The organism is Pedobacter sp. KBW01 (assembly GCF_003852395.1).
Lineage (GTDB): Bacteria > Bacteroidota > Bacteroidia > Sphingobacteriales > Sphingobacteriaceae > Pedobacter.
Genome location: NZ_QAJQ01000022.1, coordinates 60,721 through 86,447, shown reverse-complemented (window position 1 = coordinate 86,447; position 25,727 = coordinate 60,721). Strand labels below are relative to the sequence as shown.

21 protein-coding genes and 1 pseudogene are annotated in these 25,727 nt (G+C 38.3%); 4 read left to right on the top strand and 18 right to left on the bottom strand.

All coding sequences use genetic code 11. The features are described from left to right. Positions 1-96, bottom strand: a pseudogene (locus tag DBR40_RS20855) (30S ribosomal protein S12); the annotation flags it as partial. Between the two features lie 331 nt (positions 97-427). Between DBR40_RS20855 and DBR40_RS20850 the strand changes: the two are divergent. Together DBR40_RS20850 and DBR40_RS20845 are read left to right on the top strand one after the other, a co-directional pair. After that, complete coding sequence (locus DBR40_RS20850) at positions 428-1,333, top strand: prohibitin family protein (protein WP_124561683.1); 906 nt, start codon at positions 428-430, stop codon at positions 1,331-1,333. A 17-nt stretch (positions 1,334-1,350) separates the two neighbouring features. Beyond that, positions 1,351-1,938, top strand: coding sequence for a rhodanese-like domain-containing protein (locus DBR40_RS20845; protein WP_124561682.1), 588 nt, complete (start codon positions 1,351-1,353; stop codon positions 1,936-1,938). Here the strand turns inward: DBR40_RS20845 and DBR40_RS20840 are convergent. The 16 genes from DBR40_RS20840 to DBR40_RS20770 form a co-directional block, all read right to left on the bottom strand. Then, positions 1,935-2,390, bottom strand: coding sequence for a hypothetical protein (locus DBR40_RS20840; RefSeq protein WP_124561681.1), 456 nt, complete (start codon positions 2,388-2,390; stop codon positions 1,935-1,937). The two genes, DBR40_RS20845 and DBR40_RS20840, sit on opposite strands and share 4 nt — an antisense overlap. Positions 2,391-2,430: 40 nt before the next feature. Then, positions 2,431-3,831, bottom strand: coding sequence for an aryl-sulfate sulfotransferase (locus tag DBR40_RS20835; protein WP_124561680.1), 1,401 nt, complete (start codon positions 3,829-3,831; stop codon positions 2,431-2,433). A 101-nt stretch (positions 3,832-3,932) separates the two neighbouring features. Continuing rightward, a complete protein-coding gene (locus DBR40_RS20830) occupies positions 3,933-5,450 on the bottom strand; it encodes a RagB/SusD family nutrient uptake outer membrane protein (protein WP_124561679.1) in 1,518 nt (505 codons plus the stop codon). Positions 5,451-5,490: 40 nt separating this feature from the next. Beyond that, complete coding sequence (locus DBR40_RS20825) at positions 5,491-8,586, bottom strand: SusC/RagA family TonB-linked outer membrane protein (RefSeq protein ID WP_158674096.1); 3,096 nt, start codon at positions 8,584-8,586, stop codon at positions 5,491-5,493. 197 nt (positions 8,587-8,783) lie between these two features. Beyond that, a complete protein-coding gene (gene cysC / locus DBR40_RS20820; RefSeq protein ID WP_124561677.1) occupies positions 8,784-9,359 on the bottom strand; it encodes an adenylyl-sulfate kinase in 576 nt (191 codons plus the stop codon). Between the two features lie 24 nt (positions 9,360-9,383). Further along, the gene (gene cysQ / locus DBR40_RS20815) at positions 9,384-10,157 is read right to left on the bottom strand and encodes a 3'(2'),5'-bisphosphate nucleotidase CysQ (RefSeq protein WP_199748400.1); all 774 of its coding nucleotides are present in this window, start codon (positions 10,155-10,157) and stop codon (positions 9,384-9,386) included. Continuing rightward, positions 10,147-11,178: a sulfotransferase family protein gene (locus DBR40_RS20810; RefSeq protein ID WP_124561676.1), complete on the bottom strand. Its 1,032-nt coding sequence runs from the start codon at positions 11,176-11,178 to the stop codon at positions 10,147-10,149. Before DBR40_RS20810 ends, cysQ begins: the two co-directional genes overlap by 11 nt. Beyond that, the gene (chrA, locus tag DBR40_RS20805) at positions 11,175-12,407 is read right to left on the bottom strand and encodes a chromate efflux transporter (protein WP_124561675.1); all 1,233 of its coding nucleotides are present in this window, start codon (positions 12,405-12,407) and stop codon (positions 11,175-11,177) included. The genes DBR40_RS20810 and chrA overlap by 4 nt, the downstream gene beginning before the upstream one ends. Positions 12,408-12,887: 480 nt before the next feature. Further along, positions 12,888-13,058, bottom strand: a complete 171-nt coding sequence (locus DBR40_RS26760; RefSeq protein ID WP_158674095.1) for a hypothetical protein — start codon at positions 13,056-13,058, stop codon at positions 12,888-12,890. Between the two features lie 77 nt (positions 13,059-13,135). Then, on the bottom strand, positions 13,136-13,528 hold the full coding sequence (locus DBR40_RS20800) for a hypothetical protein (protein ID WP_124561674.1): 393 nt from the start codon (positions 13,526-13,528) through the stop codon (positions 13,136-13,138). Between the two features lie 136 nt (positions 13,529-13,664). Beyond that, on the bottom strand, positions 13,665-13,883 hold the full coding sequence (locus DBR40_RS20795; protein WP_124561673.1) for a VF530 family DNA-binding protein: 219 nt from the start codon (positions 13,881-13,883) through the stop codon (positions 13,665-13,667). Between the two features lie 20 nt (positions 13,884-13,903). After that, positions 13,904-14,515: a class I SAM-dependent methyltransferase gene (locus DBR40_RS20790; RefSeq protein WP_124561672.1), complete on the bottom strand. Its 612-nt coding sequence runs from the start codon at positions 14,513-14,515 to the stop codon at positions 13,904-13,906. A 4-nt stretch (positions 14,516-14,519) separates the two neighbouring features. After that, on the bottom strand, positions 14,520-14,927 hold the full coding sequence (locus DBR40_RS20785) for a RidA family protein (RefSeq protein ID WP_124561671.1): 408 nt from the start codon (positions 14,925-14,927) through the stop codon (positions 14,520-14,522). Between the two features lie 115 nt (positions 14,928-15,042). Continuing rightward, positions 15,043-17,022 carry a M1 family metallopeptidase gene (locus DBR40_RS20780; protein ID WP_124561670.1) on the bottom strand — a complete coding sequence of 660 codons (1,980 nt, stop codon included), beginning with the start codon at positions 17,020-17,022 and terminating at the stop codon, positions 15,043-15,045. 103 nt (positions 17,023-17,125) lie between these two features. Then, the gene (locus DBR40_RS20775) at positions 17,126-17,866 is read right to left on the bottom strand and encodes a carboxypeptidase-like regulatory domain-containing protein (protein WP_124561669.1); all 741 of its coding nucleotides are present in this window, start codon (positions 17,864-17,866) and stop codon (positions 17,126-17,128) included. A 68-nt stretch (positions 17,867-17,934) separates the two neighbouring features. Beyond that, positions 17,935-18,282, bottom strand: coding sequence for a Spx/MgsR family RNA polymerase-binding regulatory protein (locus DBR40_RS20770; RefSeq protein WP_124561668.1), 348 nt, complete (start codon positions 18,280-18,282; stop codon positions 17,935-17,937). 241 nt (positions 18,283-18,523) lie between these two features. Here DBR40_RS20770 and DBR40_RS20765 point away from each other — a divergent pair, with 241 nt between their 5' ends. Further along, entirely contained in the window at positions 18,524-20,062 is a 1,539-nt protein-coding gene (locus tag DBR40_RS20765) for a sensor histidine kinase (protein WP_199748399.1), read from the top strand. A gap of 358 nt (positions 20,063-20,420) precedes the next feature. Next, a complete protein-coding gene (locus DBR40_RS20760) occupies positions 20,421-21,095 on the top strand; it encodes a LytR/AlgR family response regulator transcription factor (RefSeq protein WP_124561667.1) in 675 nt (224 codons plus the stop codon). Between the two features lies 1 nt (position 21,096). Here the strand turns inward: DBR40_RS20760 and DBR40_RS20755 are convergent. Next, on the bottom strand, positions 21,097-25,727 hold a 4,631-nt coding region (locus DBR40_RS20755), incomplete at its 5' end, for an alpha-2-macroglobulin family protein (RefSeq protein WP_124561666.1).

The window sequence follows — 25,727 nt, the reverse complement described above, 5'->3', positions numbered from 1 at the left end:
ACCTCTTCGCTGTGGACAGCTGTCCAACGCTGGAGACTTACTCTTGAACTCCAGTGCTACTCTACCTTTTCTAACTAATTGTTGAATGGTTGGCATTGTGCTTTTTTATGTTTTTTTATTAAAAAATTTACCGCTCCCCCGGCATCTTTACAGATAGCCCATAAAACGGACTGCAAAAGTAGAACAATTCTTTTTAAAAATCAAGGGGTTAGCGTAAAAAGTTTGGAGCCCGGAGTTTTTAGTTTAGAGTTGAAGATTAAGGAGTTGTGAGACAGTTTGCAGTTTTTAGTTTTGGGTTGGCCATTTCCAATTCTTCAATACCTTAATATGATTGTCCTGGCGATTAGCTTTTGAAGCATCAAGTTCTTTTCAAACAGGCATAAAAGATTGTTTGAAATACTTTATCTTTAGTAAAAATCTAAATTATATGTTCTTAAGTATCATTGGAATTATCATCATTTTTATTGGCTTTGCTGTTTCTAACCAAAACAATGTTATTGGCCGCTACAGCAATATCGCCAAAATTACAGGCGTGGTTTTGGTAATTATCGGTTTATCCTTTTCTGTGTTTAAAGTGATTGACGCCGGTGAGGTTGGCGTTAAAACAGTTTTTGGTAAAGTAGATAACGATGTTTTGTATAGCGGTTTGAACGTAATTAACCCGATTGCAGTAATCACACCTTTTGATGTTAAAACCCAAAATTATACCATGTCTGGCGTTCATGATGAAGGCAATAAACAAACTGACGATGCACTGCGGGTTTTATCGGCAGATGGACTGGAAGTAATTATTGATCTCTCGGTATTATTCAGGGTTAAAGGAAGTGCAGCTCCACAAATCCTAAGGGAAATTGGAACCGATTACCTGGAAAAGATTGTTCGCCCAGTTTCGCGTACTGCCATTAGAGATAATGCCGTAGCTTATGATGCTGTTGCACTATATTCCAGTAAAAGGGATGAATTTCAGGCTAAAATATTTAACACTATTGAGAAAAGTTTTGCCAAAAGGGGTTTAGAATTAGAGCAACTTTTAGTGCGCAACATCACCCTTCCCGCATCGGTAAAAGCAAGTATTGAATCTAAAATAAATGCCGAACAGGATGCGCAAAAGATGACATTTGTGCTTCAAAAGGAACGCCAGGAAGCAGAACGTAAAAGAGTAGAAGCCCAGGGTATTGCCGATTATCAACGTATTCTTTCAACAGGGTTGAGTGACAGGCAGCTTCAATATGAATCTATATTGGCTCAAAAAGAAATTGCGAAATCGGCAAATACGAAAGTTATTATCATGGGGAATGGAAAAACTGCTCCAATTATTTTAGGCGGAAATTAATTTAAAACACTCAAAACATGAAAACGAAAATCATTACCATCGTGCTTTTTAGTATTGCGTACCTGTGTAATGCACAAACTACTCCGCCTGTTAAAAGAAAGGCAAATGTAGATTTTGATGCTTACGAAAAATTAATACCAGAAGTTAAAGCCCACCGAAAAAGCAGATTGGTCGACTTACCTGCTTTTTTAAAAATGGCAGCAGAAAAGGGCACCATTATTTTAGATACCCGATCAGATAGCTTATATAAAAGAAAACATGTTAAAGGGGCAATACACCTTAACTTCTCTGATTTTACCCAACAAAACCTACTCAGGCTTATCCCTAATGCCGATACCAGAATATTAATCTATTGCAACAACAACTTTGTAGATGATGCAGCCAATTTTGCCAGTAAAACAGTTATTCCTGTCATGGTTAATAAAAAAATCGCAGCCATTTCATTAGCGCTCAACATCCCAACTTACATTAACCTGTATGGTTATGGATACAGAAATGTTTATGAGCTTTCTGAACTGGTAAGCACATTAGATAAAAGAATAACTTTTGAGGGAACGCACGTTAAAAACAGTGCGGTTAACGCTCAGCTAATAAAAGCTAACTAATTACAATCCTTAAAACCATCTTTCAGCACCTTTAACCTGGCTACCGCAGCTTCGAGCTCTTTGGGGGCTTTACCGTATTCGTAGGTAATTTTATATTGCTTACCATCAGCGTTAATGGCGATCCACTCGGCACCACCATCTGCACAATCAGGGCAGCCTATTGTTTCGGGCAGGGCAGCAATTTTCTCCATATTCAGGTCGTTTTTGATGGCATTTACATCTGCCTCAGAAATTGTTTTGCTGCAGGTTTTGGTATCGGATGTCTGGCCGTTTTTTGATTTGGAAAAAGTAAGTTTCAAATCACTGATGAGCAGATTATTGGAGCAATATCCGACACACATCCCAAAAGAAGAGCCATAGCTGATACTATTCAGATTATTGATGCGATCTTTTTTACATCCCGAAAAAGATAAGATTGCACTGAAAGTAATGAAGAGTAAGGTTCTTTTCATAGGCTTAAAATCAATTGGTTTATTAATTATTTTGTTGTTATTAAGGTTTTAAAACAGGGCTTAATTGTTCCGAATTTACGAAAATTGCCCTATAAGCAGGTACTGAAGCTTCTAATGTCCATAATAATACACCTTTTCTATTGGTTAATACCATAATATGCCTTTTCGAACTGCAACACAGTATATTTTCAGGGGTAATCATATAAGCGCTACCCATACGATCGTTATAAATTTGTGGTGGCAACTTAATGTGCATATCTAAAGCCGCGCTTTTGGCCGGTTGGTTTAGCTTAAAGGTGTACACGCCAGATTGATGTTTATCTATCCCATTATCGAAAAACATTAAATTACCTTCTGCGTTTATATGCACCGCATGAGCCTGAGAGAAACCGGCTTCGGCAGGTATCTTAATATCCCCTCCTTTACCAAATTTCCAGATTACTTTGCCCGTTTTCGAATCGATTTTCCAAATCTGTCCGTTATTATAAAAGGAAATGATATAATTTCCATCCGTATCGTAATTTAAACTGTTGGCGTGCATCCAGTCTTTTTTAGTTTTTAACAGCGCCATGTCAGCAAAAGGATCAAGTGCATCAAACACACTCCATTTCCATATCTGTTTTCCTTTCTGATCCATCACCATAATACCGTCGCCATTTATGGTATCTTGCCTGGCACCACCAATATGAGTTAAATCGGTTATCTTGCGGTCAACAAAGAGCGTTACCAATTCGCCCTTACTGTTTTTTAAAATTTCGTGGTGAATGGTTTGTTTAAAATCGCCCTGTCCTTTTTTCAGGTGTAACACGGTATCGCCATTCAGATTAATTTCCAGAATTTGGCTCCCATAGCTTGTAGGTTCATCGTTACTCCCCAAAATAGACAGCAAGGTTTTATCTTTGGTAAAGTTGATTACTTTGAAGCCCATATTATCAATCATGTGGTACCACCTTAATCTTCCTTTATAATCAACCAGATAAGCCATTCCCGGCGAATACCTTTTGTTAATGAGGATTAATCCGTTTTTAAATTCCTTTGGGATCAACTTATCATCAGCACTTTTGGCCTTAAATTGGTCTTTTAACCATTCCGGTAAATCGCGCGATTCGAAAGTATAGGTTTTACTTACTGTTTCGGCACCATTTTTAACTGTTATAACCTGATAAGCATAGCTTGTTTTAGGAATAATGTTGCAAAGTACAAATGTATGGCGACTTTTGTTTTTCGAAATGGGTGAGATCTGCTTTAAAGAATCAGCAATTTTATTGGGCCAGTATTTCACGTACGCATCAACATCCGAACTGGTATTTACGTCAATCTGGATTTTTAATTCATTGTTGTTGTGCAGACCAACCTTAATTTCTTTAATACTACCGTTGTTAGAACAGCCGAAAAGCGCCAGTACAAAAACTAAAACAGCAAATTTTAAAATATACTTCATAAATTTCTGATCATTATATATATAATAGGATGTTGCTTGTAAACAAAAAAGAATACATAGCAAAAACTACATATTCTTTTTTGTTAAATAAAAGTATGAAATTATTGTCTGCCCGAGTTATTTAAATTCGGGTTAATATTTACCTGGTTTAAAGGATAAGGGAAATACTGATCACGAGGCATGACAATTGTTGGTGTTTTGTTGATGCGTTTCAGATACCCGTTTACAATAGGTTCATATTTACCAAAACGTATTAAATCGGCTCTTCTTTTGCCTTCATAAAACAATTCCCAGCCACGTTCCTGCAAAAGTGCATCTTTTAATGTGGTTTGGTTATAGTTGGCCGCAACCAATAGTTTGGCATGCGATCTGCCTTTTACCTGGTTAATCAGGTCGATACATTCGGTAGTCGGCCCGCTTAATTCGTTAATGGCTTCGGCTCTGCTTAACAATACATCTGCATAACGTAAAATATTTACACTATGGCCATCGTAATAGGTATTAGCCCCTTTCGGATCAGCATATTTTGCGGTTGCAACATCCTGCATGTAAAACACACCTGCAGGTGGTGTAGCTCCCAGTGAGGGCGCTTGCTTATGTACTAAATTATCAACACCCAGATATTCAGGAAAGAAGAGTTTCTTTCTATCATCCACATCATCGAAACTGTTGTAAAAATCCCAGGTTACTGCATAGTACTGCCATCTATCTGTTAAAACTGGATGCTGCTCTGGCCCAAAATGGTTTAATAACTCTGTTCCGTTCACGTTTGCATCGCTAAGTACCGAGAAAATGTTTTCAGCACACCATTTATTACTCTCGGCAAAAAGACCTGCATAGGTAGGATAAAGCGAGTAAATGTTTAAATCCATCACCTGCTTAGTAATATCAACCACTTTTTGCCATTGGTGCTGGCGCAGGTATAATTTAGCCAATAACGTAAGAGCAGCGCCTTTTGTTGCTCTTCCTGCATCACTGGTTGTGTAAATAGGGTTATTAACATAACTAACCGGCAAAGTTGTGGAAGCAGCTTGCAAATCATTGATCAAAAATGCTTCAATCTGATCAAGCGGAGTTAAGCTGGCTGCTTCAGTATATTTTGGATTTTCTAAATCCTTTTCTGTTGCTAAAACGACTGGCCCCCAGGCATCTGTTAAATCCATATAAGCTACAGCCCTTAAAAATTTAATTTCCGAGAGGAATTGATTTTTTTCTGCAGGGGTAATTGCAGTCATTTTAGAGAGATTTAAAATCGCATTATTAGCATTAGAAATCAACTTATAAATTTGCCTCCAATCTTCAGCGATCAATCCATTTGCCGAATTCCATTGTACATTAGAGAGCTGCCCCGGATCGCCTCCATAGCTGCAGTGCCCTACATCTGTGGTTAGATCCGTTAATGCAAAATGTCTTACCGTCCAATAATCGAAATTGTCTCCCACCGACGGCCCTTTTAAACGGGCATATACCGCATTTACGGCGGCTATGGCATCCGATTTTGTTTTAAAGGCATTAAGGCTTGTTAAACTGCTATACACAACTGGATCTAAATCTTTTTTACAAGAAAACTGCAAAAGCACAACTGCAGTAATAGCCAGAATAATCTTATATCTTTTCATCTTTTTATCTTTATTAATCCTAATAATTAGGAAAGTATTACTAATTGATGGTTAATTTTACACCTGCTGAAAATGTTCTAAATGCTGGGAAGGCATTAAAGTCTATCCCACCACCAAAATTGCTTCCTGAATGCGAATTTACCTCTGGATCGGTTCCCGTATAGTTAGTAATGGTAAATATGTTCTGTCCTTCGGCGTACACTCTTAAACCTTTTATTATTTTAATGCGATCAAATATTTTGGTTGGTAAAGTGTAACCTAGCGAAACAGACTTTAACCTTAGGTAAGATGCATTTTCTACAAAGCGTGAGTTTACATAACTACCATAAGTACTTAAAAAATATCCCTCACGTGGTACATCTGTGTTTTCGTTAGTACTCGCAACAAATCTGTTCAAAGCATCTGTACTGGTAGTTGATTCTAATACCAACCTGTTCATATTGTATAGCGAGTAACCAAATGAACTTTGAAAGAAAACGTTTAAATCGAATCCTTTATAATGAAAATCATTTCCTAAACCCATTGTAAAACGCGGGGTAGAATTCCCTAAATAAGTCATGTCATCCGGCGTAATTTTTCCGTCACCATTGGTATCCTGATATTTTGGATCACCTGGCTTAGAGTTGGGTTGAGGAGCATAAGTTTCACCAGTTTTGATTACGCCTGCATACACATATCCGAAGAGCTCGCCAAGCTCTCTACCTGGCATCATGCGCGAAAACTCACGCCCAGACACAGTACCACTAGGGTTTGCTGTATTAACAGAAATTTGATTAACAGGGCCTAAAGACAACACCTTCTGACGGTTTAGCGCAATATTAAAATTGGTATTCCAGCTAAAATTATCATTACGAATATTTACGGTATTCACCATAAATTCAATTCCTCGATTTTGGATCGAACCCGCATTTACCAATTGCGAATTAAATCCCCAATATTGTTCTATTGGAATATTAAGTAATAAATCGGTAGTCTTTTTTGCATAAACATCAATACTGGCATTAACTCTTCCACTGAAGAAGCCCATATCTATCCCCAGATTATATTGGGTTGTACTTTCCCATTTCAAATTTGGATTAGGTAAGGTTTTAGGTTCTGTTCCAATTTGCAAGGGATCACCTGGATTAAGCACTGTACTATAATTGGTAAAAGTCGGCAGATACAGGTAATTCGGAATGCGGTCATTACCGGTAACTCCGAAACTTGCTCTTAATTTTAAATTAGAGAAAGTATTTAAGTTTTTAATAAATTCTTCATCGGTAAATTTGTAGGCAATAGCTCCTGATGGAAAGTAACCATATCTAAAGTTTTCACCAAATTTCGATGAACCATCTCTCCTTAGCGTAAAAGAAGCTAATAATTTGTCATTATAGGAATAATTTAACCTTCCATATAATGAATTAAAAGTAGCTTGTTCTTTAAAACTATTATAACCACCTGCAAGATTGCTTATGGTTACAGCTGTACCATTAGGTAGTGCACCAGCACTTAAATTATAAAACAAAAACTCATCTGTTCCAAAACCTTTACTACCTGCGGCTAAGTAATCATTTACATCCTTTTGGTTAGAGGTACCAACCAATGCAGTGAAATCATGTGCGCCAGTTTTATATTTATAGGTTAAATAATTTTCTACCAGCCACCTAAATGTGGTCGAGCTTTTTTGCGCTGCAATTCCTCCATTTTTTGCCCCGGCACTTAAAGTTCGCGGAATGTATTGCCCTTCTGTAAGTTGTGTATATTCTGCTCCTGCTCCCAAGTGATAAGTTAGTCCTTTAATAATTTCGTAATCCAAAGAAACATTGGCGTTAGCCAGTTTATTGGTACTCGTGTTAGTTGGTTCTAACAAGCTGGCTAACGGATTATCTTTCCCCTGATAACGATAGTAGCTTCCATCAGCATTGTAAACAGGTATGTTTGGCAATGCTGTTAACAAGCCAAACAATGGCGCAGTAATATCTGCTGAGTACGATTGTTGAAATAATTTAGAGGTTGAGCCATAAAAATTAGCACCTAGCTTTAACCTTTCGTTAAGGCTTTTTTCGGCTCCAATCCTGGCAGTATATTTCTCCAATCCGGTTCCTTTTAAAACACCTTTCTGATTAATGTAGTTACCTGATACATACAGTTTAGAGTTTTGATCGCCACTGCTGATACTTAAGCTCCTGTTATGAACTGAGGCTTGTTGCGTAGCTTCTTCCAACCAATTGGTATTAGCAATTGAAAAAGATGGCGGAAATAAAACTGGCTTACCATCTTCAATAGCTGTAGCATTTTGAATAGCAGTATATTGCTGACCGTTTAACAACGTTGGTTTATAGGTTAAATATTGCGTACCGTTCGATAGATCCAAATCAATGGCTACCCTACCTGCTTTACCTTTTTTAGTAGTGATTAAAACTACTCCGTTACCACCCCTCGCGCCATAAATGGCAGCCGATGAGGCATCCTTTAAAATCTGGATGTCTTCAATATCATTCGGGTTAATGGTACTTCCGTTATCAGAAATAAAACCATCTACAACATACAGCGGACTATTTGTTGTGTTAATGGAGTTACCACCTCTCACTGTAATCTGCATACCTGCACCCGGCGCAAAACTTGTTTGTTGTACCTGCACACCCGCAGCCTTACCTTGAATGGCCTGCCCGATGTTGGACGTAGTGCCACCTAAGTTCAGGTCATCACTTTTAATCGAACTGATAGAACCTGTTAAATCCGTTTTCCGTTGGGTACCATAACCCACAACTACTACTTCATTTAACTTATTGAGGTCTTCTTCTAAATTTACATTTACTACATTTGAAGCTCCAATGGTTACTTTTTGTGTTTTGTAACCGACTAAAGTAAAGTTTAAAACACGTAATTTTCCTTTTAAGGTTAATGTAAACTTACCATTGGGATCGACCGATGTTCCGTTCTTCACATCGGTTTCCGTTACCGATGTTCCAACCGCTGGCAGGCCTTTTTCGTCTTTCACGGTACCAGTTACTACAGTTTGTGCACTGGCAGCAATGGGAATGAGTAAAAACAGACAACAATAAATATTTTTTAAAAGTGCGTTAAAAAGAGTGCGTCTTTTTATAGGAATGCTCTCCCTATAATGAGCTGTGGTTTGTTTGTAAATTTTAGTCATGATGATTCGTTTGATAGTTGATAGCAAGCAAGGAGCAACGACTATTGTTTCTTGCATATATAATATTAGCAATTAAACAATTCACTTGCACAGCAAAACACTGCGCAATCGATTGACTAAGTAGACTAAAGACTATGAACGATCACATGAATCCCGAAAATAGACTCCTTAAGTCCTCGTTTTCAGGGATGAACAGATCAAATAACGGGGCCGATGCGGAGGCTAATCTCATTAAATAAGCGCTCCATACTTTCAACCGCACTTTCAGTATTGGTTTTGAGAATTAAATTGGCATTGGATGAAGGCTCGAACTTAGCGCTTACACCTGTAAAATTTGGGATTAAATTCTGTCTGGCATCTCTGTACAAACCTTTCACATCCCTTTCTTTGCAAACGTTTAAAGGGCAATCGATAAAAACCTCGAAATAACGTTCGCCAATAATTTCGGCCGCCAGAGTCCTTTGGGCACTCATTGGAGTAATAAAGGAGCAGATTGTTATAATATTATTATTCAGCATCAGTTTGGCTATTTCCGCAGCCCTTCTGATATTCTCGGTTCGATCTTGTTCGCTAAACCCCAAATCTTTATTTATACCTTCTCTCAACGCGTCTCCATCAAGTGCAACAGAGAAAAACCCCGCTGCTTTTAATTTCTCGCTTAATAAGGTTGAAATGGTTGTTTTTCCTGAACCTGATAGACCAAATAACCATATTACCAGTCCGTTTTGGGCTGAAACTCCAGCTTGTTGATCAGGCGTTGTTTGTTGAGGCATGAATTAGGATATTAGCTTTTAAAATTAATCAACTTTACACAAGAAACCTTCGTTTAGCAACGATTCTTTATTGTACAGTATAGGTTTTCCTGATAATGTGTTGATGTTGCAACCACTGAACAGGATGATGGCATGGCCAGCTGCTGTATCCCATTCCATAGTTGGGCCTGTTCTTAAATAAATTTGTGCCTTACCTTCGGCCAAAAGACAAAATTTTAAGGAACTACCAACCGCAACGAAGTTTGTAACGGGATATTGGCTTAAGATTTCTTTTTCTTTGCCATCGGCATGCGATCGGCTTACTGCAGCCGTCCAAGTGGTGGTATTTATTGACTTAATTTGTTTCGGCGTTTCTCCAGGCAGTTGTTTCCAGCTTCCAATAGTTTCGCTACCGTAATATAATGTGTTTTGAACGGGAATATAAATCACCCCTAAAACCGGTGTCTGCCCCTTAATGAGCGCAATATTTACCGTAAATTCTCCATTTTTTTTGATAAACTCTTTTGTCCCATCCAAGGGATCAACGCACCAAAAAAAATCGTAGTCTTTACGGTCCTCATAGGGTATGCTTTTCCCCTCTTCGGATATAATTGGAATTGCCGGATATAGTTTTTTCAACCCCACGCAAATAATATCGTTTGCCATTTTATCGGCAATGGTTAGGGGTGATGCGTCGCTTTTGGTTTCTACTTCAAAACCTTCTTGGAGGTTATACACCGTTAAAATTGCTTCACCTGCCGCCACAGCAATGCCCAATATTGCCTGCATATCGATATTTTCGCTAATATTACTTTGCATTTAGTGCTGATTTTGTATTTTTTATTCGTTTTAAAATTTCCAGCTGTGGGTTCCGTTTATCCAGATCAGATTGACGGGCATTTTCCATAAAACGCTTCTTCATTTGATCGTTTTCGTCATTAAAAAATATAATATCTTCTTCGTGGATAAATTGTCCCTTAACTGAAGGATTTATTAAACTATAGCCCAGGGTTGTTAAAGTTTCTTGGTTGATTAACTCAAATATATTGATTTCTTTGGCACTAAGTTCTTTCAAAAACTTTCGGCTATTGTCTTTAATAATGGGTTTAGCTAAATTCTCCCACATTTCGCCTGCGTTGGCTGTGGCCAGCGATTCTTTTGATTGATGAAAATCCAGCATACTTTCAAAATAATCAATTTCCAGAAAATGGCATAGCTTTTTGATTATAGCTTCAGGATTAGCAATCAGTTCCTCGTAATTTAAAGCAAAAAAGCGTGCAGGTTCAATTTGTTTTGATAACTCGATGCAAGCTGTTTGATCTTTAAACCATTGCTGCGCCAAATGATAAATGTGCTTTTCGCCAACAATTGCTTTTTTAAATGACAAGGCTACATCGCGTCCATCCCGATACAAATAAATGTACTTAAGTTTGGGCGAATATTTTTCCAGCTCGTTGGCATAATGTACGTTGGCCATACTTTTGCAACACCAATATTTCGCGTTTTTCGATCGGGCTACAGATTCGTATATCAACCGGTTAATTTCGAATAAGCTTTGTTCTTTCGAGTTTTCATAAATCCAATTTTTATCCAGTTCAACACCATCCCACGGCACGGGATTGGCATTTACATAGTCTACCACATCGCTTACCAGCTCCTGATATCTTTCAGCGTTTAAAGGTGTATATAAATTTAACAGGGGCACGAAGGTGACTAAAATATGAGGAGGGTGGGGTGAAGCAATTTCATCCGACTGATCTAAAATCACCCTCAACAGATTAGAGCCCGATCTTTGTGTACCAATTATCTGAATACCTACTGGGTTGGAAATATTGTTCATGAAATAAAAGTGCTTAAAATTCCGAAAAGGATTGAGCCAAGTATTAAATATACCGGACTTAATTTATACTTAGTGCTCAGTACAAATGCAATAATACAAATTACACCTACTAATATCGTTCTGGGCTGCATCAATAATATTTTAAATGCAGAAGAAATGATCAGGCCAATTACCACCACTTTAATGCCAGATATCATGCTTTTAATTAGCGGATGATCTTTGGTACGGTTAAAAATCTTAGAAACCATAATCATTAAGGCCGCAGCAGGCAAAAACATACAGCAAGTGGCCAATAATGCACCAGAGAAGCCCGCCAGCTTATAACCAATAAATGTAGAACTAACTAAAATGGGTCCGGGAGTGACCTGACTAAAAGCAATGGCATCAATAAATTGTTTATCGGTAAGCCAGTTTAAATCTTTAACAAAGAGCGACTGCATAATTGGGATAATGACGTAGCCGCCACCAAACAGGGAAATACTAATGCCAGAAAAAACTGTCCCGATTTTAAAAAAAATACTGGAATAGCCCTTAAAAAAACCGCTTACAAACAAAATCTGGTTGATTAACAAAACGATAAGTACAGACAATGAAACTGTACTTAACCGCAGTTTATATTTCATTTTCAAGTTGCCTGCAATTTCGCGGTAGTTATTTTTTTCCTTATCGATAAAAAGACCAACAGTAGCTCCAACCAGCATCAAAACAAGAGTTAAAACATAACTACCAATAATTAAATCGAGTGCTACAGCAAATATAAAAAGTGCAATTTTACTATAGTTGAGTGCTATTTCTTTACGGAATAACTGTAAACCTGTAGAAAAAATAATGATGCCAATGGTTGCACCAACGTACTTCATAACAGCGGTCCACTCTATTTTAAAACCACTTGAAAAGTATACATAAGCCAAACATAGTATCAGGATACAGGCTGGTAACAACACTGCAAAAATACTTACAACAGCGCCCAATTTACCTTTTAACGTATAACCGATATTGGCAACAACGTTTACTGCAAGCGGCCCGGGCATAAAGGAAGCTACCGTTATACTATCCAGCACTTGCTCATTGTCGATAGTTTTATCCTGCTCCACCATAATGCGCTGGATTAAAGACACCAGTGCCATATGCCCCCCAAAACTTACACAGCCAATTTTAAAAAAGGTAAAAAAGAGGTATCTCAGTGTTATTGCCTCCCTGGTTAAACCTCCCTGTACCGATAGCTCCATATTTCTTTTTTAAGGTTAGCCTGATATTCTTTTTTATATGCTGATCAAAAAAACGGCAATTCGTTCGGGATTGGCTATGATTTACAATCGCGGTTTTTCAGTACCCTAATTTATGGCTTTTGGTGCGTAATAAAGCGTTAAAATATTACGCAAACGTTTGACTAAAAGTCTGTATTTTTTAAATTTTATCTAATATGCTTAAAAAAGCCAAATAAGTCTGAAACAACGATTTGATGAATGTTTAGTTCATGTATTTCTTCAACTGCTTTTTTGAACTGATTTATGATACAAAGCAGCTGAATTAGCTGAAATGAAGTACTGAACAAACGTTTGTGTTAAATTTTATAATTTCTTATAAAATGGTTAACCAAAGCAAGAAAGTATGTTAAAGCAACCCCTTCATCATGATAACTTTTGCTCCTGGATTTGGCAGCTAACAAAAAAGCCTTCCAGATTTACCTGAAAGACTTTCTTATTTTTTTAAGCTTTAGCTATTTTTTTCGTCTGCTTTTTATGATGATGGTGTTTATGGCCTTTTTTGGTTTGCGATTTTTCGGTACCGGTTTTTGCCGGAGTGGTGGTTTGAGCGCTTACGGTGTTAATGGTAAAAGCGGCTACTAATGCGATTACTAAAACTTTAATTGCTTTCATTTTTAATTGATTAATGATGAATAAACCTTGTTATTTTGTTTATTAAATCTCGAAAATCAATATGAAGATTTTATGAACTAAGGCAGATCGAAAGCGAATGTATAATTCAATCTTTTTCCACTTAACACATATTCGGAAACTACTTTTCCCTCAACCAGGATTTTGTATTCTGCCCTAGATTCTGATTTGGATTTTGCTAATGTTTCGAGCTGGACATGGGTACCGGATTTTAGAGTAAAGGTCTTCTGCCAACTACCTGTTACATTTTCCTGTTCTACCAGTTTTCCATTATCACCAGTATAAATTGCGTTTCCGGTTAAGCGTTGCCCAAAATTGGCCTGATAAACTACAGTGTAACTTTCCCGTTTTGGAATATCTAATTTACCTTTCGACATAGAATGGTTCGAAGTCATAACCAGGCAGCTGCTCAAAGTAAGCGTGAGCAAAAAACAATAGAAAATATTTTTCATATAATAAGGTTTAGAACAAGATGACGACGATTTTAAAAAAAGGGTTGCAGACAATAATTTTGAATGGGAGAATTTTGATGGATTGAATAAACAACATTCACTCATTCCATCACTCAATCATTCAAAATTCAATTATCTACACAAAAGTATCCAGATATAAATCTTCTACTTTTTTACGTGCCCAGGGCATTCTTCTTAAAAATTTCAAGCTCGATTTGATGCTTTGGTTATTATTAAAGCAATCAATCCTGATGAGTGATCCCAGTTTTTCCCATCCATAATGTGCCTGAAGATCGGTTACAATTTTTTCTAAAGTAATACCATGTAAGGGATTGTTTTTTTGCTGTTCGGCCATTGGGCAAAGTTAAGGCAAAATTATTGAGGTTTATACTGTGCCATCCAAACATTCGCACCACCACAATCCGGGTCGTTCACCTGATGCAGAAGCACTACAAACTGATTGGCTCGCAGCAACGAGTGGTATTCTGCCGTATCTAATGATGCATGGAACAGGTTTTCTCCTCCATTCATGCCCCAGGCTTCTCCGCTTTCGGTACCAGAGGTAAACAACAAAATACCATCTGGGTTCAGGTGATCTTTGAAAACTTTGAACATGGCGGGCTGATCTGCTGCAGGCAAATGAAAGAAACTATGCCAGGCAATAACAACATCAAATTTTTCATCCAAATGTAACCCGCGCATATCATGTAGTATCAATCGGGTACCGGGGAAATTAGCCCGGGCCAATTCAATCATCTTTTCGCTTCCATCGATGCCCAAAACATTTACATTGTGGTTAATGAAATATTCTAATATGGGTTTTCCGGTACCGCAGCCTACATCCAACATGCTGGCATTTGGTGGAAGTTGTTCAATTATTGGGGCCAAATAAACGCGTTCCACCGAATCGGCATAGCGGTTTTCGGCAAACCAATCGCCTATTTTATTGTATACCTGATAAACGTTTTTGCGTTCTCCGTTTTCCATCAGTTTAGCCTATTGCAGTTGCATCAATTTCAATTAACATCCCTTTTAATGCCAAACGTTGTATCGGAATAAGTGTATTTACCGGAAATTTTAAGTCAGGCCATATTTTAGTCGATTCTTCAATCAATACCTGATGTTTCTCATCATCGTAATCTACCACCAAAGTGCTGAGCTTAGCAATATTTTCCATTTTTAAACCTTTGCTAGCTAATGCAATGGCTATATTTTCGAAAACAATGGATACCTGCGTTCTGAAATCGGCACTTAAAATGCCATCAATCCTGCTACCGCCTTGTCCGGCAACAAATACCAGCTGGCTCCAGGCCGGAACTGCGGCAACATGCGAGTAGCCATGCGGGCGGGGATCATAAATTCCTTCGGGATTGGTTATTTCTAATAATGAAGTGCTCATAAGTATAATTTTATTGCTAAGCTAAGCGATATAACAGATTAATCCGTCGGTACTTTGCAATAAAAAAAGCCTCCAGATCTTCAGGACCGGGAGGCTTTTTGTGGATAGCAACAGCTTAATTACCTGTGGCTGTCCAGGTATTGTTATCCGGGTTCGAATCTGGCAATACTTTATTTGGATCTAAAGTTACCGATTCTATTGCTTCAGTTGTTGGGTAACGCACCAACCAACTGGTGTTTTTCATCCAAACATCAACAGGTACTTTTACGATATCTGTTTTACCGCTTTTGGTTTTAATCTGCAGAATGATTGGCATTGGCATTTTCTCGAGGTTTACCACTTTAATGTTATAACCTGTTATTTTATCGCCATCTTTAACGGCTTCAACAGTTGTAATGCCCTGATCCATTTTCCAACTGTTTAACCACCAGCTTCTCCAGAACCAGGCTAAATCTTCGCCTGCGCCGTTTTCCATTGAGCGGAAGAAATCGAAAGGTGTTGGATGTTTAAATGCCCAGTTTTTAATGTACTGGCGGAAAGCATAATCGAAACGGTCTTCACCTAAAATCTGGTTTCTTAAAATATCTAAGCCCCAACCCGGTTTGCTGTACAGGTTAACACCAATATTGCGTTCGGCCATTCCATCAGGCATTAGCATAATATTTTCGAAAATCGGATTACCGATCACATTCTTACCAATTCTATTTAAATCAGTTGGTGCACTGGCATACTCTCCATTATTGAAGCTGCTTTTAGAAATACCATTGATGAAGGTATTAAAGCCTTCATCCATCCAGCCATATTTGCGCTCGTTCGAACCTACAATCATCGGGAACCAGGTATGGCCAAATTCATGGTCAATTACACCCCAGGCACTTCCTTTTTTAGCTTTCCAACCACAAAACACAATACCCGGATATTCCATACCACCAATGTTGGTTGCTACGTTAACGGCCATTGGATACGGGTATTCGAACCATTTTGATGAATAATGTTCGATTGTAGATTTTACATATTCTACACCACGGCCGTAACCATCAACACCATTACTTTCAACCGGCTGTGCCGAAACAGCTAAACCTGTTTTACCGCTTGGCAGTTTATATCTTGCAGCATCTAAAACAAAAGATTTTGATGAAGCCCAGGCTGCATCGCGTGCATTTATGATTTTAAATTTCCAGGTTAATTTATCTTTCGCCGGGCGGGATGCCGGATCTGTAACCTCAGCTTCTGTACGGATATGCACAGTAGCATCGCTCGTTTTAGCTGCATTCCACCTTTGTAATTGCGTTGGTGTAAAAACTTCAGATGGATTTAACAACTCGCCAGAGCCCATAACGATGTGGCTTGCCGGAGCAGTAATGGCAAAATTGATATCGCCATACTCACAGTAAAACTCACCTCCGCCCCAGTAAGGCAAAGTATTCCAACCAATTACGTCATCATACACCGACATGCGTGGAAACCATTGTGCAATGGCAAAAATTTCACCATTTTTTGTAGTTAAATGTCCGGCTCTGTCCGATCCTTCTTTAGGTACGATATACGAATAATCCATTTTAATGGTTACGATATCGCCATTTGGAGCCATTGGCTGATCTAAACGAATCTGCATACGGGTATCTTCTACCAAAGAAGTAAATTTTACTGCAGCAGCTTTTTGCGACACGGTGATGTTCTGGATTTTATAGCCGCCATCAAATTTTTCGCCTTGCGCACCATAACGGCTACGCGAAGGGGTAATGGCATAACCTCGAGAAGTTTCTTTAAAGGTGTTCTGATCTAACTGCAACCACAAATAAGGCAATTTATCGGGACTATTATTTTTATAGGTAATGGTTACTGTTCCGCTAACCGTGTTTTTAGTTTCATCGAGATTGGCGGTAATATTATAATCTACACGGTTTTGCCAGTACTTAGGACCTGGTGCACCGATAGCTGATCGGAATTCATTTCCGTTTTGAGTATAAAATAGTGGTCCAAATGCCTCAGCTGGGTTATAATTGCTGGTTGGCGCAGGGCTGGTAGCCTGTTGGGCTGAAGCTGAAAAAGCAAAAGCACAACAAACCACACAAAATGTAAATAGTTTATTCATATTCATGATATAATAAGGTTGTATTCGGGAGGTAAATATAAAAAATAACCACATATAGATTTATATGTGGTTATAATGTTACCAATAAGCTAATATTGGGTTATTAATTTGCCTTTAATTTGGGCAAATCCTGTAATTTTCTTTCCTGCGGCGTTAATTTTTTCCAGGCAACAAATGCCCGCGAGATATAAAATGCATACCGGTATGGTCTTTCGGCCTTAACCAGTTCTACCGACGGGCGATAAATAATCATGAAATTTTTAAGTTCTTCACCTTCAAGCTTGGTTAGCTCGGTCACTGCTTTCGCCGTAAAGTTCTCGTCAATTTCCTGCATGTACATTTCTTTTTCTTCTAAATCGGCTTCTTTACGCTGCTGTCTTTTATATTTACCATAGCCAAGGTTTAGGTTTAAACCACCAACTTTATCCTTCATCCGTTTACGGTTAAGGTTACCGCCTGTGTTGAGTAAAGTATATTTTTCGGCTAAAGGGTCTTTTGCATCCGTAATCTGGCTGTTCATTCTTACCGCATTAATATTTACCTCCTTTAAATTATTCGTTTTAACAGGCAAATAAATAGTCCTGTTTAACAGGTTGGTTAAATACAAAGTATCGGTGTGATAACCTACTGCAGAAAACTCGATCAGATCGCCAACATTGGCTCCAATGGCATATCTGCCTTCTTTATTGGTACTGGTTGCTTTTTTACTGTTCAGATTTCTAACGGTTACCCCAGGAAGTGAAAGTGTTTTTTTCGAAAAATCGAATACTGTACCTGTAGTTACAGTTTGTGCAAAAACGCCAATAGGCATAGCAAGCAATAGAAAAATGATTAGTTTGCGCATATTCAAAAGTAATTGAGTTCTTTGTTTAAAATCTGCTTTTAACAAACTTTAACATTACAACAAATCAGTTAGATTAGGGTTTTTAAATAATTGTCATCGTCAAAACCTATTAATACCGCCTTGTCATTTTTTTCGATTACCGGGCGTTTAATGGCACTTGTATTTTCTTTTAAATAGGCTATAGCCAAATCCTGAGTGTTTATTGCAGCCTGCTCCTCTTTGGTTAACTTTTTCCAGGTTAATCCCTTGCGGTTAAGCACTGTTTCCCAGCCAAAAATGTTGCACCACCCATTTAATTTTTCAGTAGTAATGCCTTTTTTCTTAAAATCGTGAAATTCGAAATCGATATGGTTTGCCTTTAACCAATCGAGCGATTTTTTAACTGTGTTGCAATTTGGAATTCCGTAAACGGTCATACTAAATGATAATGATGTGAAATGGAAAATGTATTAGGGATGAGGAAAAAATCGAACCGATCTTAAATCCAACAAGCCGTTTCAAAGATAGAAAAAAATGGAAGATGGATCATGGAATTGTACATCTCATCCTAAAATCCAATAATCCTGATCATTCGTCACATTTTTAGCCCTGTCTATCACATTTTAAATATTGGTATTATTGCACTTTGTAAAATTGTGGCCTAAACAAATCATCACAATGGAAATTATTTCTGGTAACCCTACTTCCGAAAAAGCAAAAAATATTAACCAGCTGGAGTTCTGGATCTCGACTACACTGTATATCCTGGCTTTAATTAGCATTTGCACACAAACCACCTATAATTCTGGCCATTCTTATCATTTTAGCGTAAGCAGTATCGATTACAGCGTAATGAAGAACTTTTTCCTACCTGAAATGTTCAAAATCAGTGTGGTGTATATAAGCTTTCTGCTGTTCAACTTCTGTTTTATGCCACAGCTATCGAGAAAAAATAACATTGCATTAAATATTATTCTTTCGGTTCTGGTAACTGCCTTTTCTGTTGTGGGCTGGATGGTGGCCAATACTTATTCGCAGGCTTACCGGCTAATTGAATTCGATAATATCGATAATGCCTACGACATGCTTTTTGGCGAAGCTTTTACCTATGTATTTTTCCTGTATCTTTTGTTTAACGTTTATGCCTTTTTTAATGAAAGGGGGCTGGAGTTATTGAATAAAATCAGCTTTTTAAGAGATTACAACCAAAATATCATTACCGAGATTTTCATTACTACAAGAATCTGGCTGATTTCGCTTTTGGTTTTTGCGGCGGTGCTTTCGTTTAGGCTTGATTATGATTTATTGGTAATCTGGCTAATTGCGCCACCAGTAAATATCCTGCTGGCTTTTTGTTCCATTTATTATATCATTCCAAACCTGCGGAAAAACCAGAAAGGTTTTGGCCGTTACTTTTGGGGCAATGTGGCTGTGAGTGCGCTCATCTCGCTCTTGTTGCTGATTATGTTGGTACCGTTTATGCGCAATGGTGAAACCGTGCCGGTTACTTTAATACTAGCTGCTATAGCCATGGTTTGCATTACAACTCCGTTGGCCTGGTACATTTATAAAAACAAGTTCGAAAAACAGACCGAAATTCAGATGCTGAAAACCGAACTAGGCAAATCAGATGCGAGTTTAAATTTCTTAAAATCGCAGATTAATCCACATTTCTTATTCAATGCCTTAAATACTTTGTTTGGTACCGCTTTGCAGGAAAATGCAGAAAGAACGGGCGAAGGGATCCAGAAACTTGGCGATATGATGCGCTTTATGTTACACGAAAACACACTGGATAAAATTTCGCTTACCCGTGAGGTAGAGTATCTGAACAATTATATCGATCTGCAAAAGTTACGCACTTCACGATCAGCCGATATACGGATTGAAACCCATATCGAAGAGCAGATCAATAATTTACAAATTACCCCTATGCTGCTTATCCCCTTTATCGAAAATGCTTTTAAACATGGTATCAGTCTGCAACAATCCTCGTACATCAAAATGACTTTACAAACTAAAGAAAGTACACTGTATTTTGATGTGAGCAACAGCATTTACATTAAGGCCGATAATGATCCTGAAAAACTAAAAAGCGGCATTGGCCTTGAAAATGTAAAACAACGCCTGTCATTGCTGTACCCAGGCAAGCACGAATTAATTATTCGCGAAAGCGCCAATGAGTTTTTTGTGCATTTAACGTTGCAGTTGGTTTAGTTCAATGGATATTATTGATAAAATTGAGAGGCTGTTTAAAAAATGAATAAAAAATTCACAGGTTTATCAGGTGGGTGGGAACACCCACCTCAAGCGAACGCTTTGGGCGGTGTCTCCACCGCCCATTTCATATTTCGCAGAAATTTAAACAGTTTCTGAATCTTTTGCTTCTAAAGTTATAAATTTAGGCCTTTTGTAATTTCGATCCGATAGCTATCGGATGGAGCGTAATGGAGAAAACGATGAACAATGTTTAAAAGATTTCTCCGCTACGGTCGAAATGACGATTTCTTTTAAACACTGGGGATGCTTCCTTTGTCAGCATGACAGAAAAAGTGAAAACTATTAATAAACAAAAATGATCGCAATTGCCATAGATGATGAACCCATTGCATTAGATATTATAAAATCTCATGCTTCAAAAGTTCCGTTTATTACTTTGCAGGAAACCTTTACTGATGCTTTTGCGGCCATTACTTATCTTCAACAGCACAAAATTGACCTGATTTTTCTGGACATTAAAATGCCGGATATTAGCGGGATTGATTTTTTAAAAAGTTTGAGCAAGCCGCCAATGGTTGTTTTTACCACAGCTTATACTGAACACGCTGTACAAAGTTTTGAGCTCGACGCAGTTGATTACCTCCTTAAACCCTTTTCACTTTCGCGCTTTTTAAAGGCTTGCAACAAAGCCCATGAGCTGTTTAACCTACGGAGTGACAAACAGGAGGCAAAAACCAACCACATTTTTATAAAAGATGGTTACGAACAGGTAAAAGTAGAACTTGATGAAATTCTGTACTTCGAAGCTTCGGGTAACTATACCCAGATCCAACTTAAAAACAAATTGCTGAGCTCGCGCATTACAATTAACGACCTGGCCGATTTGTTGCCAAAAACAGATTTTATTCGCTGTCACCGGGCCTTTATAGTGGCTAAAAATAAAATATCCAGATTTGACCGAAGCCAGATCTGGATAGATGAAAAAGTTATTCCAATTGGCGCCACCTACAGCGGCATCCAGCTTACCTAGCTTACTTTACGTTTACACGTATGCCTGCCGAATGGGTAGTAAACTCAGGCGCATACATGCTTTGCAAAGTAGTAATACCGTTCGAAAAATTGCCCGAATGGGTAACCCTCAACGGATATTCAAATACATAAGTACCTTTGGGCATATAACTGATAAAGAAATTGGTCGAAGCATCTTTAGTACTTTCATAATAACCCAATCCATCCTGGTACTTATACCTCGAAATTACGTTAACAGGCTCAAAGCCCGATGAACGCATATCTTTTAAATGAATGTATTCCATATCACGGTCGCAAAAAATTTCTACTCTTACTTTTACCAGATCGCCAGGAGCTAAAACATTATTGGCCGTTAAAGGGATTAGCACATCGCCTTTATTGCTGGCCTTTTGTAAAAACAGTTGCTTTTTAATCTTGACACCTGTAATGGCCGGCGTAATTTTATCCAGTTGTTCGAAATATTGCCAGTACAATGCACCCCAGGCAATGGTTTGATTGTTATTTTTAATTTGTACTTTTCCCATTTCTGGTTTTACGTTTGTACCCGCGACGGTTACTTTTTGATAACCTGTACCCGCTTCTTTTACCGGGTTCGGGCTTTGCAAATCAGTTAGTTTTTGGCTGCCGATGGTAATTTCGGGTTCCTTACTTTCGCTTAATAAATCTGTACCTTTCATTAACAGAGCATAACAGGCCGAAGTTGTAGCTTTAGTGGTTTTCCAATCATTGGTTTGTTTGTTTTTAAGCAGCCAGATTTTCATTTCCTCAACAGCTTTAGTGTCCTTAGCTACCTCATCAAACGCCTCAATCAGCAAGGACTGTGTTTCAACCGGACTTTGATACCACCACCAGCCAGCTTTATTTTTGGCCCAATACATTCCCAATTCTTCGCTCTGTTGTGCGGTTTGATTAAGCAGGGTGATGATTTTTTGAGCTTCGGCGGTATTGCCATTTCTGCTTAACACCAAAGCAGTTTGCGCCAGCTGGTAGCTATCAAAAGTTTTCCAGTTTGCAGTTAATCTTTTCAGGTAAAAATCTCTGGCCTTTATAAAATCGGCGCTTGTATTTTTAGAGTTGGTATAGCTTCTTGCAAACAAATAGTGTAGCGGCAAGTAGCTAATGTGGTTTCCTTGCAGCTCTTGTTTATAATCATTAACCAATTGTGCATCTAAATAAGCAATGGCTTTATTAAGCATGGTATTAAAACCTGTATAAGCTTTCTCATCGACCATTTTTAGTTTTTTTAACTGGCCCATCCCTAAAACAATATGCTGTGTAATGTAACGGTCTTCTCTCATACCGGTAAACCATGGAAAAGCGCCATTGTTATACTGCATTTTAGCAAGCTTATCGTAATTGTTTTTCAGCTCATAAGTCATTCGGTTTAAATCGAAAAGTACTGCCAAACGTTTTTTACGCTCGCTTTCATTATCAGCGTTGCGCACCCAAGGTGTTTCTTCGAGTAAGATTGATTTCAATTCCTGATTTTTCTCCAGATTGGATAAAAGTGCATCACCATTGTTGCTGCTTTTCCATTGTTCAAAAACCGTTTTAATTTTTGGCGATGAATTGATGATTCCAGTGGCAAAGCTATTGGCGTAAAAGCGGCTAAAGGTTTGTTCGGCACATTCGTACGGATACTCCATTAAATAAGGCAGAGCCTGTACCGCATACCAAACCGGATTTGAGGTAAACTCGAAAGTTAAACTTTGGTTACGGAGAGTTTTTGAAGTTCCCGATTTTTCAAGCTTCTCCATATCGAATGTCTTAGTGGTATTGCCCCTCACATTTACCGGCATGCTTTCGGTAACCAACATGGCATTGGGTAACACCGGAATGGTATTTTCTTCGCCATCGCTAAATTTACCACTTTGTGCCACAACCTTATAAGTAATGGCATTAATACCCGACGGGATAATCAATGTCCACTTCAAAACTGAACTACCTTCGTTATCCACTTCAAAAGCTTTTTCAGCTTTATCTACCTGATCAAAAACCTGAATTGGCTTACCTGTTAATGCATCCGTTAATGCTAAGCTTGCCTTACCATCCAGTTTCTTACCTGCTAAATTATTCAGTTTAGCGCTTAACAAGATGGTATCTCCTTCGCGGAAAAACCTTGGTGTATTGATGGCAATGGCCAGTTGCTTTTGTGTAACCAGTTCTTTGGTAACCGATGCGGTTCTTAAATCTTTGGTGTGGGCAAAACCCATCATCTTATAACGCGTTAATGATTGCGGAATGGTAAACTCGATTTTGATTTCGCCTTTGGCATCGGTTAATAATTGCGGATAAAAAAATGCCAGTTCGTTAAAATTGGTACGGGCAACAATGTTATTATTTTTTAATTGTCCCCCAGAATCATTGTCTCCAATACTGCTCATTCCTCTGATAAGTATTTTATCATTTGATCCTGGAACACCAGTATTATCCTGAATACTTAAGCCTGCTACTTTGCCCTCCAATGGAGCGTCTGAAACCTGAGCAACAGAAGCTGCCATGATTTCCTTTCGTTGCGAACCATATCCAACAACCATTACCTCGTTTAAAGCATTGCCGTCTTCTTTCAGGGTTATATCCATCCGCTTTTTACTCCCCACCACGGTGGTGTAATTCTTGTAACCAATAAATGAAAAACTTAACTTCTCACCTGCCCTGGCATCAATGGTATAAATTCCAAATACATTAGTTGTTGTTACCAATTTACCTGATTTAACCTGCACACCAGGTAATGTTTCTCCCTGATTATCGAACACCACACCATAGGTTAATTTACCCTTTTCAAGCTCAGCCAATTTCTGAATGGCTTCTGGTTGTAATCCGGCCTTTCTGGCTTTCTTTAGGTTATTGATATAATTGCGGTAAGCATAATTGTAACCTCCGTAATAACTATAACCAAACAAATTAAGGCTTTCGTATTTACGGGTAATAACGGCATGCTCGTAATTCGATTTTAAGAACCATAAATAGTTTGAGTTAGCATTGTTGTTGGCATTGAAGTTCCAGTTGTAGAAATAATAATTGAAACCAGTTTGCAAATAGGTATTCCAATTCATATTTTTCAAATCGTCCAGACTTGCATCGTAAAGTGTAGCCACCATTTCGGCCATCTGCTTTTCACCAGCGCTATTGCTGATCTGTAGCTTCCAGCTTTCCTTTTCGCCGGGTTGCAGCTTATCCCTGAATGTTAAAAATTTAATGTCGAGTTCTTTTTTCGGATCTACCATTTTAACCTGCTGCATCGAATTGTAAACCACCCCCTCATGCACCATCGTAAACTGCACAGCAAAACCATCGTGGTAACCGGTATCAGGCTTAATTTTAACGATACTTTGTTTGGGCGATAAGTTAAGCCACACTTTTTTGGTTACGCTATCGCGATAATAAACTTCATAATACCCTTTACTGTTGTTGGATAAACCAGCTAAACGAAAAACGGCACTTTCGCCAGGCCCGACTACACTTACCTCAGGAGTAATCCATTCGATATTTGATTGTATTAGAGCAGGTTGCTCACCATAAACTACTACATATTTATCTACTTTAACGGTATCGTTCTGTTCATTTACCGCCATTAAATTAATTTTATAATAGCCTGGCTTTAAATCTCGTTGCGTAAAGCTCAGGTATCCCCTGCCATTTTTAACATCAGGATTTTGCTTTAATTCGACCGATTTCAGTGGCCATTTGGCCACCTCCAATTCTTTATTATATTCCTGATCTGGAAAAACTTTAATAAACGCCTCTTTGGATATTGAATAGTTTTCGGCATAAAAGGGGCTTTTGTTCATCAGTCGCGAAGGCGCCTGCAATAAAGTCCATTCGGCTTTAACGTTAGCCTTAATTGGTTCATTATTTAAATTGCTTACCCAAAAGGTAAGGCTATCGCGCTTATTGCTGGTATAAATAACCTGTTCGGAATTGATGTTGAGGTTAATATCTTTCTGCCCCACACTAACTGATGAGGTTTTTGTCCGGGTTTCACCATTTAAGTCGGTCACTTCTACTTCAATATCATAGCTATAATTTTGCCTGATATCGGTTGCCTTAGCGAAAAATGTAATATCAAATTTGCCACCGGATTTGGTTGTTGTTTTACCAATGGCCATTTGTTTTCTTTCGAATGCACGCGATCCATAAATGGCCGCCTGCTCAGTATAATTTAACCTGTAATCGTAAAGCGCCCTGCGAAAAATTTTATAGTTCACGCTGGCATTACTGACCGAATATCCTGAAAAAGCACTGGCCTTCCCCACAACCTTAATGCTATCGTTCAGTTTATACCGTTGGTTGCGCTTATCAAAAACGACCTCGAAAGTTGGACGTTTATATTCTTCTACCTGCACTCCAATTTGGCCATCATCAGTGCTGATTACCATACTGCCATTTAACTTACCCATTGGTATGCTGAACGATCCCTGAAAAGTGCCAAAATCATTATTTTTAACAGTGGCTGTTGCAATTTCCTTTCCGTTAGCATCTTTAAAATAAACATCGATTATTCTATTTACTTCAATTTTATTTACCCCCTTTTCAATCCTTAAGCATAATCCTTTATAATAAACGGTTTGCCCCGGGCGATAAATAGGCCTATCCGTAAAAAGAATGATACGGCTATCCTCCTCGTTATCGC

Coding starts and splice junctions, on each gene's coding strand:
- DBR40_RS20840 (WP_124561681.1), bottom strand. CDS start 2,390: ATGAAAAGAACCTTACTCTTCATTACTTTCAGTGCAATCTTATCTTTT.
- DBR40_RS20825 (WP_158674096.1), bottom strand. CDS start 8,586: ATGACTAAAATTTACAAACAAACCACAGCTCATTATAGGGAGAGCATT.
- DBR40_RS26760 (WP_158674095.1), bottom strand. CDS start 13,058: ATGAAAGCAATTAAAGTTTTAGTAATCGCATTAGTAGCCGCTTTTACC.
- DBR40_RS20775 (WP_124561669.1), bottom strand. CDS start 17,866: ATGCGCAAACTAATCATTTTTCTATTGCTTGCTATGCCTATTGGCGTT.
- cysQ (WP_199748400.1), bottom strand. CDS start 10,157: ATGCAAAGTAATATTAGCGAAAATATCGATATGCAGGCAATATTGGGC.
- DBR40_RS20835 (WP_124561680.1), bottom strand. CDS start 3,831: ATGAAGTATATTTTAAAATTTGCTGTTTTAGTTTTTGTACTGGCGCTT.
- chrA (WP_124561675.1), bottom strand. CDS start 12,407: ATGGAGCTATCGGTACAGGGAGGTTTAACCAGGGAGGCAATAACACTG.
- DBR40_RS20830 (WP_124561679.1), bottom strand. CDS start 5,450: ATGAAAAGATATAAGATTATTCTGGCTATTACTGCAGTTGTGCTTTTG.
- DBR40_RS20765 (WP_199748399.1), top strand. CDS start 18,524: ATGGAAATTATTTCTGGTAACCCTACTTCCGAAAAAGCAAAAAATATT.
- DBR40_RS20810 (WP_124561676.1), bottom strand. CDS start 11,178: ATGAACAATATTTCCAACCCAGTAGGTATTCAGATAATTGGTACACAA.
- DBR40_RS20785 (WP_124561671.1), bottom strand. CDS start 14,927: ATGAGCACTTCATTATTAGAAATAACCAATCCCGAAGGAATTTATGAT.
- DBR40_RS20770 (WP_124561668.1), bottom strand. CDS start 18,282: ATGACCGTTTACGGAATTCCAAATTGCAACACAGTTAAAAAATCGCTC.
- DBR40_RS20800 (WP_124561674.1), bottom strand. CDS start 13,528: ATGAAAAATATTTTCTATTGTTTTTTGCTCACGCTTACTTTGAGCAGC.
- DBR40_RS20795 (WP_124561673.1), bottom strand. CDS start 13,883: ATGGCCGAACAGCAAAAAAACAATCCCTTACATGGTATTACTTTAGAA.
- DBR40_RS20760 (WP_124561667.1), top strand. CDS start 20,421: ATGATCGCAATTGCCATAGATGATGAACCCATTGCATTAGATATTATA.
- cysC (WP_124561677.1), bottom strand. CDS start 9,359: ATGCCTCAACAAACAACGCCTGATCAACAAGCTGGAGTTTCAGCCCAA.
- DBR40_RS20850 (WP_124561683.1), top strand. CDS start 428: ATGTTCTTAAGTATCATTGGAATTATCATCATTTTTATTGGCTTTGCT.
- DBR40_RS20845 (WP_124561682.1), top strand. CDS start 1,351: ATGAAAACGAAAATCATTACCATCGTGCTTTTTAGTATTGCGTACCTG.
- DBR40_RS20780 (WP_124561670.1), bottom strand. CDS start 17,022: ATGAATAAACTATTTACATTTTGTGTGGTTTGTTGTGCTTTTGCTTTT.
- DBR40_RS20790 (WP_124561672.1), bottom strand. CDS start 14,515: ATGGAAAACGGAGAACGCAAAAACGTTTATCAGGTATACAATAAAATA.